Source organism: Calditrichota bacterium (assembly GCA_013112635.1).
Taxonomy (GTDB): domain Bacteria; phylum Calditrichota; class Calditrichia; order Calditrichales; family J004; genus JABFGF01.
Genome location: JABFGF010000008.1, coordinates 99,367 through 113,841, shown reverse-complemented (window position 1 = coordinate 113,841; position 14,475 = coordinate 99,367). Strand labels below are relative to the sequence as shown.

Annotated in this window: 19 protein-coding genes and 1 tRNA gene; all 20 read right to left on the bottom strand. The window is 36.1% G+C overall.

The window, feature by feature from the left end; translation table 11 throughout:
- Window positions 1-17: 17 nt before the first annotated feature.
- Window positions 18-638 (bottom strand): sigma-70 family RNA polymerase sigma factor, encoded by a 621-nt coding sequence (locus HND50_18425; protein NOG47224.1) that lies wholly within the window; start codon window positions 636-638, stop codon window positions 18-20.
- 396 nt (window positions 639-1,034) lie between these two features.
- A tRNA-Lys gene (locus tag HND50_18420) sits at window positions 1,035-1,107 on the bottom strand.
- Between the two features lie 74 nt (window positions 1,108-1,181).
- Complete coding sequence (locus tag HND50_18415) at window positions 1,182-1,991, bottom strand: hypothetical protein (GenBank protein NOG47223.1); 810 nt, start codon at window positions 1,989-1,991, stop codon at window positions 1,182-1,184.
- Between the two features lie 8 nt (window positions 1,992-1,999).
- Complete coding sequence (locus HND50_18410; protein ID NOG47222.1) at window positions 2,000-2,434, bottom strand: type II toxin-antitoxin system VapC family toxin; 435 nt, start codon at window positions 2,432-2,434, stop codon at window positions 2,000-2,002.
- Window positions 2,435-2,460: 26 nt separating this feature from the next.
- A complete protein-coding gene (locus HND50_18405; protein NOG47221.1) occupies window positions 2,461-2,646 on the bottom strand; it encodes a hypothetical protein in 186 nt (61 codons plus the stop codon).
- Entirely contained in the window at window positions 2,647-3,537 is an 891-nt protein-coding gene (locus HND50_18400) for a hypothetical protein (GenBank protein ID NOG47220.1), read from the bottom strand.
- 4 nt (window positions 3,538-3,541) lie between these two features.
- Complete coding sequence (locus tag HND50_18395) at window positions 3,542-3,871, bottom strand: divalent-cation tolerance protein CutA (protein ID NOG47219.1); 330 nt, start codon at window positions 3,869-3,871, stop codon at window positions 3,542-3,544.
- A 59-nt stretch (window positions 3,872-3,930) separates the two neighbouring features.
- On the bottom strand, window positions 3,931-4,497 hold the full coding sequence (gene pdxT, locus HND50_18390) for a pyridoxal 5'-phosphate synthase glutaminase subunit PdxT (GenBank protein NOG47218.1): 567 nt from the start codon (window positions 4,495-4,497) through the stop codon (window positions 3,931-3,933).
- Complete coding sequence (pdxS, locus tag HND50_18385) at window positions 4,498-5,379, bottom strand: pyridoxal 5'-phosphate synthase lyase subunit PdxS (GenBank protein ID NOG47217.1); 882 nt, start codon at window positions 5,377-5,379, stop codon at window positions 4,498-4,500.
- 48 nt (window positions 5,380-5,427) lie between these two features.
- Window positions 5,428-6,354 (bottom strand): hypothetical protein, encoded by a 927-nt coding sequence (locus HND50_18380; protein NOG47216.1) that lies wholly within the window; start codon window positions 6,352-6,354, stop codon window positions 5,428-5,430.
- Between the two features lie 116 nt (window positions 6,355-6,470).
- Window positions 6,471-7,202 carry a response regulator gene (locus tag HND50_18375; GenBank protein NOG47215.1) on the bottom strand — a complete coding sequence of 244 codons (732 nt, stop codon included), beginning with the start codon at window positions 7,200-7,202 and terminating at the stop codon, window positions 6,471-6,473.
- Window positions 7,203-7,235: 33 nt separating this feature from the next.
- Entirely contained in the window at window positions 7,236-8,225 is a 990-nt protein-coding gene (locus tag HND50_18370) for a response regulator (protein ID NOG47214.1), read from the bottom strand.
- Window positions 8,226-8,262: 37 nt separating this feature from the next.
- Window positions 8,263-8,640 (bottom strand): glycine cleavage system protein GcvH, encoded by a 378-nt coding sequence (gene gcvH / locus HND50_18365; protein ID NOG47213.1) that lies wholly within the window; start codon window positions 8,638-8,640, stop codon window positions 8,263-8,265.
- Window positions 8,637-9,998, bottom strand: a complete 1,362-nt coding sequence (gene accC / locus HND50_18360) for an acetyl-CoA carboxylase biotin carboxylase subunit (protein NOG47212.1) — start codon at window positions 9,996-9,998, stop codon at window positions 8,637-8,639. Before accC ends, gcvH begins: the two co-directional genes overlap by 4 nt.
- A gap of 236 nt (window positions 9,999-10,234) precedes the next feature.
- Entirely contained in the window at window positions 10,235-10,717 is a 483-nt protein-coding gene (locus HND50_18355) for an acetyl-CoA carboxylase biotin carboxyl carrier protein (protein ID NOG47211.1), read from the bottom strand.
- A gap of 151 nt (window positions 10,718-10,868) precedes the next feature.
- The gene (locus tag HND50_18350; GenBank protein NOG47210.1) at window positions 10,869-11,279 is read right to left on the bottom strand and encodes a hypothetical protein; all 411 of its coding nucleotides are present in this window, start codon (window positions 11,277-11,279) and stop codon (window positions 10,869-10,871) included.
- Window positions 11,280-11,373: 94 nt separating this feature from the next.
- Window positions 11,374-12,240, bottom strand: a complete 867-nt coding sequence (locus HND50_18345; protein ID NOG47209.1) for a hypothetical protein — start codon at window positions 12,238-12,240, stop codon at window positions 11,374-11,376.
- Window positions 12,241-12,251: 11 nt separating this feature from the next.
- Complete coding sequence (locus HND50_18340; protein NOG47208.1) at window positions 12,252-13,613, bottom strand: PFL family protein; 1,362 nt, start codon at window positions 13,611-13,613, stop codon at window positions 12,252-12,254.
- Between the two features lie 2 nt (window positions 13,614-13,615).
- Complete coding sequence (locus HND50_18335) at window positions 13,616-14,071, bottom strand: ACT domain-containing protein (GenBank protein ID NOG47207.1); 456 nt, start codon at window positions 14,069-14,071, stop codon at window positions 13,616-13,618.
- Between the two features lie 7 nt (window positions 14,072-14,078).
- Window positions 14,079-14,369: a EutN/CcmL family microcompartment protein gene (locus HND50_18330; GenBank protein NOG47206.1), complete on the bottom strand. Its 291-nt coding sequence runs from the start codon at window positions 14,367-14,369 to the stop codon at window positions 14,079-14,081.
- Window positions 14,370-14,475: the final 106 nt, after the last annotated feature.

Sequence of the window (14,475 nt, the reverse complement as noted above, 5' to 3'; positions counted from 1 at the left end):
AACCTAAAAACTCTCAATCAATTTAAGTTTTCTTTTAAAATTTTTCTTTTTCTGCTTACAGTTACTTCAACTACTCGTGGACCAATTTCTTTAAAACAATGGTGTTTCTTTATCTCTTCCTCCTTAAAATTCCCAATGGTATATAAAAGAAAAATCACCAAATCCCGTTGTACATTCCTTTTATGGGAACTATCTCGTGTCAGAACATCAGTAATCAATTCAAATAATTCCCAGCGGTTATCAAGCGGCAAATCTCCAACAATTTCAGGGTAATCATCAATTTGGTAATTAGAGATAATATCGATGTAGCGATCTTTAAAATAAAAGCTGACGGCTCTATTGCATATAGTTGTAAGCCAGAGCAAAAAGATTTTTTCTTTCGAAACTTCCCTATAGTTTTTAATGCTTTTCGGCAAATCCTTAAAAACCAGCGAAACTATATCATTCACAATATCTTTGAGCTGTGTTTTTACTCTTGGTGATTGCCAGGAGTCGCAACGGTAAAAAACAATTTGATAGATTCTTTGTTTATAGCGTCTTAAAAATTCACGCCATGCGCCTTGATATCCCTTTAGCGATGGATCCTGGCAAAGCGTGATTAAAGATTGAAAAGAAGTTTCAGAACCGAATGAACTCATCAAAAACCCCATATTTTGCAAATAAAAAAAGTATAAAAATATAATCTGTCTTTTTTCAAGTTCGTTTTTCTATATGGTTACAAAATCAAAGCAATTTGTCTAACAGATATGTTACATATTTTAACAGATATGTTACATTTTGACCAATAGAAGCAATAAAATGAGAAATAGTCTGAGTATAGAAAAAATCAAAATCCGGGAGAATAAGTAGGTTTAACGCATTTATTATATGTTATAAAATTTAAGAAATCAAATGTTATAATAAAGCTTTGAATTTCAAGTGAAATACAATCCAAATAAACCAAGTGTATTTGAGAGTTTAAGCAACCCTGATTAAACTTCTGAAATATATAAAAAAAGCCTTGTAAATATAATATTTACAAGGCTTAAAGTCTGTGAGTCAGCGGGGACTCGAACCCCGGACCAATGGCTTAAAAGGCCACTGCTCTACCAACTGAGCTACTGACTCTCCATTTAAAAATAGAGCTTTTAATTTAAGATTCTTTTATAAACCTGTCAACAATTAGTTTAAGTTTTTTTAACTTATTTTTCATTAAGATTATTATGAAATAGTACCGCTTCCAAAACACCTCCGGCAATTGCAAAGGTTTCTGCCGGGAGTTGCAAAATATCCCCTTTAGGCTTATTGTGCGATAAACTGAATATTTTCAAATCCTTTGACACTATTAAACCACTGCTTATTACTCCCGTTATATATCCAGTGAAACCGGAATAAACTTCAATGTTTCCAACGGTTGCTATCTTTTCATCCTTTATTACTTTTTCACCAGCAGCTTTCTCGGCGATAAAAATTCCTTCTTCCAGACTTTTTATAAATAAAGTGTCTTCTATTTCATTTTCTACCTCAGGAAAATCAAGGAAGGGATATTTAACTCGCCCTAAATGTTCACCCTGGCTTATTACTTTATAATCAGCCTGAATGATTTCAGTTTTTGTACAGGAAATTACAGGTAAATTTATACTAACTTCGAGGTTATTAAATAAGTCATCATCACAATTAATACAGAATTCGAATTTACTTAAATTGATAGATTTTGAATCGTCCTTACTCAAAACAGGAATTTGTCTGTCTTGTAAAACAAAATCAACAAAGTGATTAATTGACAGATTTGCAGATTCGGTGTTATGAAATATAAAATCAGCAAAAGAAATTGCTTTTATATTTTCAATTGTTTTAGATCCATTCTTTAAAGTGACACTGAAATTTCTAAAACTATTTAAGTCAAAAGAAATATCCCGGCTAATAATACAAATAGAAAATCCAGCTCTATAAAGGCGGGTTGCACAGGCTGTAGCAATATCGTTCGTACCAATAATCAATAACTTTTTCATTGCGGCAGCTAAATGTTTTGTGGCATTACAGGAAAATCGAAGTTTTTCAGATTGGTATCATACGAAAAAATAAAATCCACTCTTTTCCTTTTTATAGATTCGTAAATAAAAAAGTGGTTTAGGCTTAGTTCTGAGTTTGAACTCTTCAAAAAATTATTAAGTGCGTTTCGTCTAATCCTTCTTGAAATCCAATCAACGCGAAGATTAATTGATAGAACACTTTCATCGATAATCAACATAAATTTTGTTGCCAGATCATTTCCTAAGGTCGAACGCAAAAATGAAACTGTTTCATCGACACAATAATTATTAGTAACCAACCGTGCATTTTGGGCAAGAAGGTTTTCGAAATAGACACGTGCCGCTTCATAATTAGGATTAGTCTTATCTAATAATGCAATCCAGGCCGTTTTGTCAATAAACACTATACTGTTTTTTTTCATAGTAGAAAATGAATCTCAATTTACATTTACAAATCTAAAATTTTGCTTAATGGATTTCGGCTAATTTTAATATCCATTCTTCTGGTCTTAATTTTTTTTATATGAACTTCAATTTTATCCCCTTCTTCCAGGGACAACCCATTAATTATTTCAGCGGGTAACTCCAACGCTTTTTTTGATTTTAGTTTAGTAAAGAATGTGCCGTTTACCATCTAATCCCCCAAATACCAACTTGAAAATTCCGGTGTTTCAAACACACCTTGCTCACTAATTACTTTATGAACGAGTGTTAATGGAATCTTTTCATAATAACTGTTTACTACGGAAATGCTTTCATCCCCAGTATACACTTCTTTTGTGTCCCGCTCAATATCTTTTATGGATCTTTCTGTTTCTTTTAGAATTTTTGTAGTCTCAACTGCTAAGTAAACTGGAATATTAAAATGTTTTGCTAAAAGGCATACGGCCAATGTGCCAGATTTGTTTACAAATCCCTTTTCATATAATCGATCAGCCCCTATAATTACCAGGTTCATATCATTCATAATTACACCAGCCTGGGAATCTGTAACAATTGTCGTTTTAATTCCCAATTCATTTAAATTTTTTGCGAGTTCAACACCCTCGCCGGGAGGATCGCTTTTCAGGCAAAATACTTCAAACTTTCTTTTTTGCGAATCTGCTTTTTTCAAAATATCAGTTGCAACAGTGCTATTACTATAAGTAAGTATTTTATTAAAATTAGTGATCAGCTTTGCTCCGCTAGAGGCAATTACATCAATATTGTTTTGATATTCCTCTTCGAGTAGTTCAATTTTTTCTACAAGGGCTGAAAATAGCTCTGCAGGATTTTTATCAGATTTTAACAACCTTTTAAAATAAGAAATAAGAGAGTTATTAGCCTTTCTCAGTAAGACCATATTAGATTGATGCTTAATAAGGTTTTTTGCAGCAATTTGCATTTCTTCAAAAACTGTTTCAGCATCAGTATTAGATTTTTTCTTCTCATTCAGATATTTCTTAAACAGTTTTAAAGTGTTCATTGTCAGGGTAAATGACCCCGATCTATTATCATTACGAATCTCAGAAATATTCAATGTCATTTTCTTACCTTGTACTTTCAATAATCCAATTCATATAAGCAGGATAACCTTTTTCGATATCTACACTAATAATTTCCGGTAAATCGTAAGGATGATTAGAAATAATTAATTGCTCAAGATCCTTATATTTTCCGGAAGTACTTTTTATTATAAGTAAATATTCGTTATCCTCATTTATTTTTGAATCCCATTCATAAACAGATATTATATTTGGGATAATATTACAACATGCCGCTTTCTTCTTTTGAACTAATAAATGCGCAATTTCTTTTGCACACTTTAAATCCGGCGTTGTAGATAAAACTACTATCGGTTTATTTTCCAAAACAATAATGTAATATTTTAGGTGTTAGAGATCCGTTACAAATCAAAACTATTGAGGTTTTTCGGAATTTAAGAGAAATGATTGAGGAAAAAATCGTGTATTCGTAAATCGTCTGTCAATTCTGGATGAAAAGAAGCGACTAAAATATTGCCATTAGCCGCCATTACAATGTCATCATTATGGTATGCAAGGGGTTTTACAGAACCATGGCATTCAAGTATTTTTGGCGCGCGTATAAAAAATGCTTCAAATGTATTGTCTTTGTCAAAGCCTAATTTAACTGTATCACAAAATGAATCAATTTGTCGGCCATATGCATTTCTTGAAACTGAAATATCAATTAATCCCAGAGTGTCAAAACTATCGTTTTCAACCTTATCGGCCAAAATTATCAAACCGGCACAGGTTCCAAATACTGGCTTGGTTTTTCCAAATGTTTTAAGCTCGTCTCTCAAATTCAAGCGGTCAATTAACTTCAGAAAAGTTGTTGATTCACCACCGGGTATAATCAAGCGCTCACACTGTTTTAGTGATTTTGCATCTTTTACCAATCTGGCTTCGAATCCCAGTTTTTGAACAATTATCGCATGTTTTTCAAAATCACCTTGTAGTGCTAAAACTCCAATTACGGCCAATTACCATCCCCGTTTTTGTAATAATTCATCTTCAGGGATTGAACTTATTTCCAAGCCTGGCATAGCTTCGCCCAATGCTTCACTTGCTTTGCAAACCGCATCAGCATCATCAAAATGTGTTGTAGCACTTACAATAGCTTTTGCCCTGTTCTCCGGATCAGAAGACTTAAATATTCCACTACCTACAAAAACGGTTTCTGCACCAAGCTGCATCATCAAAGAAGCATCAGCAGGTGTTGCTATTCCTCCTGCTGAAAAATTAGGAACAGGTAATTTTCCTGTTTCGCGGACAGATAGCACCAATTCAACCGGAGCTCCAATATTTTTTGCAAATGTAACTACTTCATGCTCATCCAATGATTGAACTTTTTTCATTTCAGACATTACTGTACGCATATGACGAACAGCCTCAACAATATTTCCGGATCCGGCTTCGCCTTTTGTTCGGATCATTGCTGCTCCTTCTGAAATGCGTCGTAACGCTTCTCCAAGATTTCTGCAACCACAAACAAACGGCACTTTAAAACTATGTTTCCAAACATGGTTCACATCATCGGCAGGTGTCAAAACTTCACTTTCATCGATGAAGTCAATTCCCAAAGATTGTAAAACCTGTGCTTCAGCAAAGTGGCCGATACGACATTTAGCCATCACAGGAATGGAAACTACGGCCTGGATATCCCGTATCATTTTTGGGCTTGACATTCGGGCAACCCCTCCATCAGCCCTTATATCTGCAGGAATACGTTCCAGGGCCATTACGGCAACAGCTCCTGCATCTTCAGCAATTTTGGCCTGTGTTGGGTTTGTTACATCCATTATAACGCCACCCTTAAGCATTTCCGCCAGACCAATTTTCAATTTAAACTCTTTGCTTAACATTTTAAAACTCCTGATTTAATATTTGTCCCAAATCGAGAATAATTTGGTTTAAAAGAATATATATTTCGATCGTAAAAATTCCAACACCTGGTCAATAATCCTAACACCAACCCTTTGCTGGGATTCATAAGAAGATGCACCAATATGAGGAGTAGCTATCACACTCTGATGCGATGCAAGTTCTCTATTAAAATTTGGTTCATTTTCATAGACATCAATTGCTGCTCCTGCAACTTTATTTGAATTTAGAGCCGCGAGCAAATCCTTTTCATTAACAATTCCACCGCGTGCCACATTAACAATTCGCACATTATCTTTCATTAAGTTGAACTGAGCGGCACCTATAAAACTATTTGTTTCGGGCGATTTAGGCAGATGGATTGAAATAAAATCGCTACTTGCGTACAATTTATTCTGTGGTACCTGTTTAAATTTGATTGAGTCAATTGCTACATCCGAACGGTTGTGTATTAAAATATCCATTCCCAGGTTATATGCTTTTTTAGCTACAAGCTTACCAATTGTTCCGCAACCAATTAAACCAAGTGTCTTGCCGCTTAACTCAACACCTGGGAAATCTTTTTTTGCCCATTTACCGGCTTTCATACTCTGGTCCGCAGCGGGTATTGATCGGGCCAAACCAAACAGAAGGCCGATAGCTAATTCTGCAACAGCTGGTGCATTTGTACCCGGTGTATTTAGGATTTTAATCCCTTTTTTTGCAGCATAGTCTGTATCAACATTATCCAGTCCGGAACCTGCGCGGCCAATCACTTTTAAATTATCAGCATTATCAATAATTTTTTTGGTAATGGTTGTTGCACTTCTAATAATTACAGCATTGTAATCCGGAATAATTTTTATCAAATCATTTTCAGAACATCCGAATGCTTCGGTGTATTGTAAATCAGGCGCTTCGCCCAATATTTCAACTGCTGTGTCCGAAAGCGGATCACATATTAAAATTTTATACATTTAGTTTAATTTTTAAGATGATTAGAGTAATTGACTATGCAAATTGAGTTAGTTAGGTACTTGTTGCATTTCGGTTTTCTGAGGATACTCCTAATTGAGAATAAAAGTCTTATTGCTTAACCCTGGCCATCGAGCCGGCTTTCATCCATTATCCGACATGCTTCCATAATAACATTCATTGTGGAATTATTAATATTGCGTTCAATTGAAACGTCACTTAATTCAAAATTAAATTTACCTTTAAGTTGCTCTACAAGCTTATAAACAGCCTCTTCACCATCTAAACCCTTGCAACTTGCAGCGTGTAGTTGGCCATCCTTTAAATAGATTTCACCATCCACATCGGCTTTAATATGTAAAACACCGGATTTTTTATTTAGGTTTAGCATTTGAACAAGTTCAACAATTGAGAGGTCACTTAAATCACCCGCAAATCCCTTATTATCAAGTTCTGTCTTTGCTACGTCATTAACCTTTTTCTTCCTGTCGAGTAGTTCCTGAACTTTTTCAAGTAAGTCTTTTCTCTCGATTGGTTTATTCAAATATTTATCTGCACCTGCGCGGAAACCCTTTACTTCTGTTTCAGGATCATCAAATGATGTAAGAAAAATAAAAGGAACCATTGGCACTTTGGAGTTTTCCCTGATCATCCAGCAAAGCTCCAGGCCATCCATTTGTGGCATCATAATATCAGAAATAATCAGATCTGGAAGGTTTTCATTTGCTGCAACAAAAGCTTCTTCACCGTTTTCTGCTTCTACAATTTCATACCCGGCTTTTGTTAAGCTTATATTTAAAAGCTTTAATACACTTGGATTATCATCAACAATTAATATTTTTTCGGCCATAATATATCACCATTTAAATGGAAGCTTTTTAATTTAGTTTTCTGGCAACTCACCTAAAGCTTTTTCGGCAATCTGTAATAAATCATCAGCTTTTGCTATTGAATCATCTTTACTATTTGATGAAACACCAAACTTAAAACTTAGTTTTGAAATGTCAGAAAGCTTCTTTTTCGAAAACTCTAGTGTTTTTAGTATTTCTTCATCAATGTACTTGTTTGCTTTAAGGGTCTCTTTAATATTTGCAGCTTTAGCGTTTGCCCCGTCAAAATCAGTTTGGGGCAACAAAATATAAAAACCGGTTTTCTCATTAAATGACACGATATCAATAGTACGTGTTTGGTTTAAAATAAAATTAGCAATTTTAATAACAAAATAATTGTATAGCTGAGAGCCAAGCGAATCTTTTATCTTTATAAGATTATCAAAACTGATCAGGATTAAGGAAAGATCGTTGCTAAAACGCAAAGACCTTTGCAGTTCGTTTTCAACCTGGTCTTTGAACAAGTCAAATTTGTATAATCCTGTCGATGAATCTGTTACAGGATTTTGTTCTACATTTTTTTTGCTTTCCAACAGCTTTTTAAATTCGTCTTCGATAAGACTGTTTTTATTTATTAACTGCTGGTTATCCTCTCTAAGCTTTTTAGTAGTTTCCGTTCTTTTGATAATGGATTTAATTCTAGCAACGAGTTCTTTGGAGTTGAAAGGTTTCAGCAGGTAGTCATCTGCGCCAAGTTCAAGTCCTTTTATCCTGTCGCGCAATTCCATAAAATTTGCAGTCAAAAAAACAACGGGAATCTCTTTTGTTGCCTTTTTCTGTTTTAAAATCTGGCATGCTTCAAATCCATCCATAATAGGCATCATGCCATCTAAAATAATAATATCCGGTATATTTTGTTCTGCCGCAGTAATAGCTTCTTTACCATCTAAAGCTTTAATGACTTCAAAATCATAAAGTCCAAAAATACGGACAAGCGTGTCCAGCATTTCCTCGTTGTCATCGGCTATTAGTATTTTTTGCATTTATATTCCAAACCAGATCTTTTAAAGCAGAAATTTATTACCCGATAAGATTCTTATAATCTTCATCAGACATTAAGGCATTCCATTCACTTTCATCAGGTATTTTAATTTTTGCCATCCAGCCTTCGCCGTAAGGATCGCTATTTACAATATCCGGTTGGTCAGTCAAGGCTTCATTTATTTCGACAACTTCACCCGTAAGCGGACTAAATAGATCGGCAACTGCTTTAACAGCTTCAATTGTGCCGAATGTTTCATCCTGGCTTACCTCATCACCAGCAGCAGGCAATTCAACAAAAACGACATCACCAAGTTCGCCCTGTGCATAATCTGTAATTCCTACAGTAACAATATCACCTTCAAGTTTTGCCCATTCATGGTCTTTTGTATATTTTAATTCTGAAGGAATATTCATGAAACCTCCTGTTCATCAAGTAAATTTATTCTATCTAATAAACCGGTATCAAAATCTGCTTCTACAAATTCCCGTGTGGCAATAAGCCTTTTATGAAAAGGGATTGTTGTTTTAACACCTTCAATTACAAATTCATCCAACGCCCTGTTTAGCCTACTAGTCGCTTCTGCGCGGGTTTTCCCATAGCAAATAAGCTTGGCAATAAGCGAATCATAAAATGGCGGGATTTTATAACGTTGGTATACATGAGAATCAACCCGTACTCCGGGGCCACCAGGAACATGAAAGCTGGTTACCTCTCCGGGATTTGGCATAAAGTTACGTTCCCAATCTTCAGCATTGATACGGCATTCTATGGCATGGCCTCTAATTTTGAGATCGTCCTGTGTATAGCCCAACTCTTCACCGGATGCAACCCGAATTTGATCTTTCAGCAAATCCCGGTCGTAAATCATCTCGGTAACAGGATGCTCCACTTGAATCCGTGTATTCATTTCCATGAAATAAAAATTATCATCAGAATCTAGTAAAAATTCAATCGTTCCGGCGCCTTCATATCCAACTTTTTTTGATCCTGCAACGGATACCTGTCCCATTTTTTTCCGTAATTCCTCAGATACAACTGCGGAAGGCGCTTCTTCAATTAATTTTTGATGTCTGCGTTGTATACTGCATTCACGCTCACCCAGGTAAACAGCATTTCCATGTTGATCAGCCATTATCTGGATTTCTATGTGACGCGGGTTTTGGATAAATTTTTCAAGATACATATCCGGGTTATTAAAAGCCCCCGCAGCTTCCGAACTGGCCATCTGATAATTAACTTCAAACTCATCAACAGAATTGACAATACGCATTCCGCGGCCACCACCACCAGAAACTGCTTTTAAAATGACCGGGAATCCCATTTCTTCAGCAAGTTTTTTTGCTTCGTCTAAATTGGTAATTACACCTTCATTGCCTGGCACAACAGGAACTCCGGCGCTTTTCATATTTTCTTTTGCCTGCGCTTTATCACCCATCATTCTAATAACTTTGCCCGGCGCCCCTATAAATTTAAATCCGTGCGAAGCGCACATATCTGCAAACTCTGCATTTTCTGATAAAAATCCATATCCCGGGTGAATAGCTTCAGAACCTGTCACTTCAGCCGCGGCAATTATTCTGTCGGGCTTCAAATAACTATCAATCCCTTTTGCCGGTCCAATACAAATTGCCTCATCAGCAAAACGGACGTGTAGCGAGTCTTCATCGGCCTCTGAGTAAACAGCAACCGTTTTAATTCCAAGCTCCTGGCAAGCGCGGATAATCCTCAGCGCAATCTCTCCGCGATTAGCAATTAAAATTTTATTAAACAAATTTCCTCCCGAACAAACTATATTTTAATCCCATTGTCTTTTTATGAAAATGGCTATGTTGGTTTGAAAAATTAGATCGTAGTTATTTTTAAATTTTTAAGATTCTAAATTTAGAATTTAATATAAATCATTACAAGCTTAAAGGGAAGATTATTAAGCAAAGATTTGGTAATCAAATCAAAAAAAAAGGGAATGGTTATGCACCTTTCCCTTTTATTAAATCTATTATAATGCTGTTAGCCTTTTTCGACCAGGAATAATACCTGATTATATTCAACAGGCTGGGCATTTTGCACTAAAATTTCAACTATTTTACCTGAAACTTCAGATTCAATTTCATTCATCAATTTCATAGCTTCAACAATACATAAAACATCACCGGCTTTTACAGTTTTATTCACATCTGTGTATGGATCGGAGTCCGGTCCTGCTGCACGGTAAAATGTACCAACCATTGGTGACCGCACTTCAATTACATTATCATTTTTTGCCGGTGTTGGCGCAGAGGCAGAATCGGCTACAGGAGCTGCGGCAGGTGCAGCGGCAACAGGAGCCTGCATTTGCGGCATCATTGTTGGGATTATGTGTGTTTCATTATTTGAATTTGCAGAATTGTTTTTACTGATTCGTATTTTATTACCTTTTTCTTCAATTTCAAATTCGCTGATTTCAGCTGATTCTACCATTTTTATTAACTTTTGTATTTCTTTGAGATCCATGGATCCTCCCTTACGTCCTAAATTATCTTCCGGATAAAAAGCCCGAATTTAGTTTTTTAAATTAAAAAGAGCAAAAGTTTCTGGATACATTATTAAGATGCTTGGAAACTCTGCATTCTTAGTCATATAAATAACAAATAAAACAAAAATTTTAACGGCTGCTTTCTAATAAAACAAATCTATTTTCATTTATTTCGAAAACAATATCTATAACCTTCCATTTACCTAATTTTTTTATGGCTTCAGAAAAAATGTATCCCTCACCTTTTGGGCCACTAATTGGAATGCTTAAAGAGGCACTACCTGATGATCCGCTAATGCTAAAACTTGCTGAAATTAAAAATCCGGTTTCAATTGGATTGCCCAAATATTTAAGACAAACCTCATTGGTTCTTACAACCCCCATTGTTTCCTGATAGGCTTCACTTTCTTTTATATGACCTATAATGGTAAAAACAAACAAGGAAACAAAAGTAATTATTAATAGAACTCCGCTAGTAATTATTGTTGGAATAAACCATTTTTTATTTTTTTCCAACCATGCGCGATTCAGTGATTTCATTCTATTCTCTTTATAGGAATTTAAATTGGTAACAGTTAGACCTTTAAAGTACAATGAGTTTTTTTCAATTAATAGAAAGAGAGGAAAGAGATTATCAGTAATCTTTATTCTTTTTATGAACCCGTGTAAACTCTTCAATTAAAACAGGCAGTTTTTCATCGCTCAATAAAGTAGTATTTAAACGAGCATGTTTAAGAACATGCATATCTATTTCTGCAATAAGAAGTTCTTCTTCAAAATATTCTGCCTTGCCAACAGCTTTCCCGTTTGGCTGAACCAGTTCCGAACCACCCCAAAATATTAATCCGTCTTCTACTCCAACCCGGTTTACAAATACAACGTACGATGTTGTTGAAATTGCCAATGATTTTACAATAGTTTCCCAGGCACTTATGTTTTCAGGTTTGTCATCTTTGGTGGTTCCACGCGTGAGGCCTGCAGCTGTTACCAGCATAATCGATGCTCCATCCAGAGCAAGAATTAGCCCCGAAGCTGTATGCCAGATATCTTCACAAACAAGAGTGCCAAACTTACCCAGTTTAGAATCGAAAGCATGAAAGCGGTTTCCGGAAGAGAAGTATCGTTCTTCTTCAAAAACACCATAAGTAGGTAAATAAACTTTACGGTGTGTAGTCAAAAGTTTACCGTCTTCGAAAAAAAGATTGGTATTATAAAACTCAAAGCGATCACCCATCTCTACAATCCCGCAGGAAATAGAAATCTTTGAACTCAGGTCGCGGATTCTATCCAATCGGGGATCATTTTTGGCCAAAGCTACATCAAATGTGGCATCTTTTAATGAATATCCTGTTAGCGATAACTCCGGGAAAACAATAAGATCAGCCTTTTGTGATATGGCCTGTTCAATAAACTCAATATGCTTGTCAATATTCCTGTCAAGATCCGCTAAAACAGAGTTTACCTGGGCAATTGCTACTTTTATTTTTCTTTTTTTTGACATAATTTTCAAAATTAATTATTAATTCCTTTAACCGGCGCGGGAATCCGTCCACCTCGTTTAATAAACTGGTCATTATTCAATTTTGAGATTGGCATTATCGGAGCCACACCAAGCAAACCACCATAATCCGCTGCTTCTCCAACATCTTTTCCCGGAACTGGAATAACACGAACAGCAGTTGTTTTACTATTGGCAACACCAATGGCACATTCATCGGCAATTAAACCTGCAATAACCTCAGAAGATGTATCTCCGGGCACGGCAACCATATCAATCCCAACGCTGCATACGCTGGTCATGGCTTCCATTTTTTCCAAAGTAATGTGGCCTTTTTCCGCGGCTGAAATAAACCCCTGATCCTCGGAAATTGGAATAAAAGCCCCGCTCATTCCGCCCACATGCGATGATGCCATAAGACCGCCTCGTTTTACCGAATCATTAAGCATTGCCAAAGCAGCTGTTGTTCCAGCAGCGCCCACATCTTCAATTCCCATAGCTTTTAAAATGTCGGCAATACTATCACCGGGCATGGGTGTTGGAGCCAGGGAAATATCAACAATTCCAAATGGCAGGTTTTGAATCTCGGCCACTTTACGGCCAACAAATTCTCCGGCCCGCGTAATTTTAAACGCCATTCCTTTTATCTTTTCAGCCAGCGAACTAAAATTATGATGAGGTGCCTCTTGTACAGCCCGTAAAATAACTCCTGGCCCGCTAATACCAACATTGACTACTATATCTGGTTCGCTTACTCCATGAAAAGCCCCGGCAATAAACGGATTATCTTCCGGTGCATTGGCAAAAACAACAAGTTTTGCGCAGCCAATTCCTTCCTGGTCTGCTGTTTTTTCTGCTGTCTCTTTTATCATTTTGCCCATCAGGTAAACAGCATCCATATTTATTCCGGCTTTTGTAGTAGCAACATTTATAGAAGAGCAAATATGTTTTGTTGTGGAAAGTGCTTCCGGGATAGATTTAATAAGGCTAAGATCACCTTTACTAAATCCCTTTTGTACCAATGCAGAATATCCACCCAGATAATCTATTCCCAAATTATCAGCGGCTTTATCCAGCACCTGGGCAAGCTCCACAAAATCTTCCGCATAAAAACCATCTGCTACCAAAGAAAGTGGTGTAATGGAAACCCTTTTATTTGCAATCGAAATACCAAAATCGGATTCAATCATTTCTGCAGTTTTTACATGCTCGGCAGCTGAGCGGGTAACTTTTTCATAAATATTTTGTTTGAGTGATTCCAGGTTATCACTTGAACAATCTTTTAGATTAATACCCATTGTAACCGTACGGATATCAAAATGCTCAACCTCGGTCATGCGTATCGTTTCAAGTATTTCTGCCAATTCAATTTGCATAATCAAATCCTGTGCATAGTTTTAAATATTTCTTCATGCTGAACAATTACTTTGAGATCAAATTCTTCACCGGTTTTAACCAGCTCATCTTTTATTTGCTCAAACGATAAATCAGAATATGAGATATCCACTAAAAGCATAATTGTAAAAAACTCCTGCAATATTTTTTGCGAAAGATCAATCACGTCACATTTAGTAGTGGCCAGACAACCTGTCATCCCGGCGAGAATCCCGATTTTGTTTTTACCAAATGCTGTAACAATCACACGATCCGTTTTTTTGTTATTGTTTGGCAAAGATGTGTTTTTTTGCTGATTTTCTTGCGGTGACTCATTGCTCAACCGTTGAACCGTTTCGTGAACTACTTGCTCGATATTGGCAGCTGTGGCATGGTCGCCTAATTGCTTTAGCGCCTGTTCGGCAATTTGTCTTATTTGGTTTTCTGTTAGAGAAGCCATAGAATTCCTATTCTATTTTAGATTTATCAATATCAATTTTGTCAACAATTCCAATCACCGCAGCTTCAATGCTCAAATCGGCCGGGTTTTGAGATGAGATTGCTTTACGTGCTGCATGACCATATGCACAAATTACAGTTTCACCAACACCGGCTCCAAGAACATCGGCAACAACTATTACATCAGTAAGCGGGTCTTTTTTTAAGTTAATTGGGTTTACAACCAAAAACTTCAAATTAGATAGATTATCAGTCTTTTTGGTGGCCCAGACAGAACCAACAACTTTTGCAAGGAACACGAAATGTTTATCCTAAAAATTGTAATAAAAAATATAGTGAGTGAAATTGTGCAAAAATTTAATAAAAAAAAACATCCATATTCCTAATCAAAACTCAGGGCAGGAT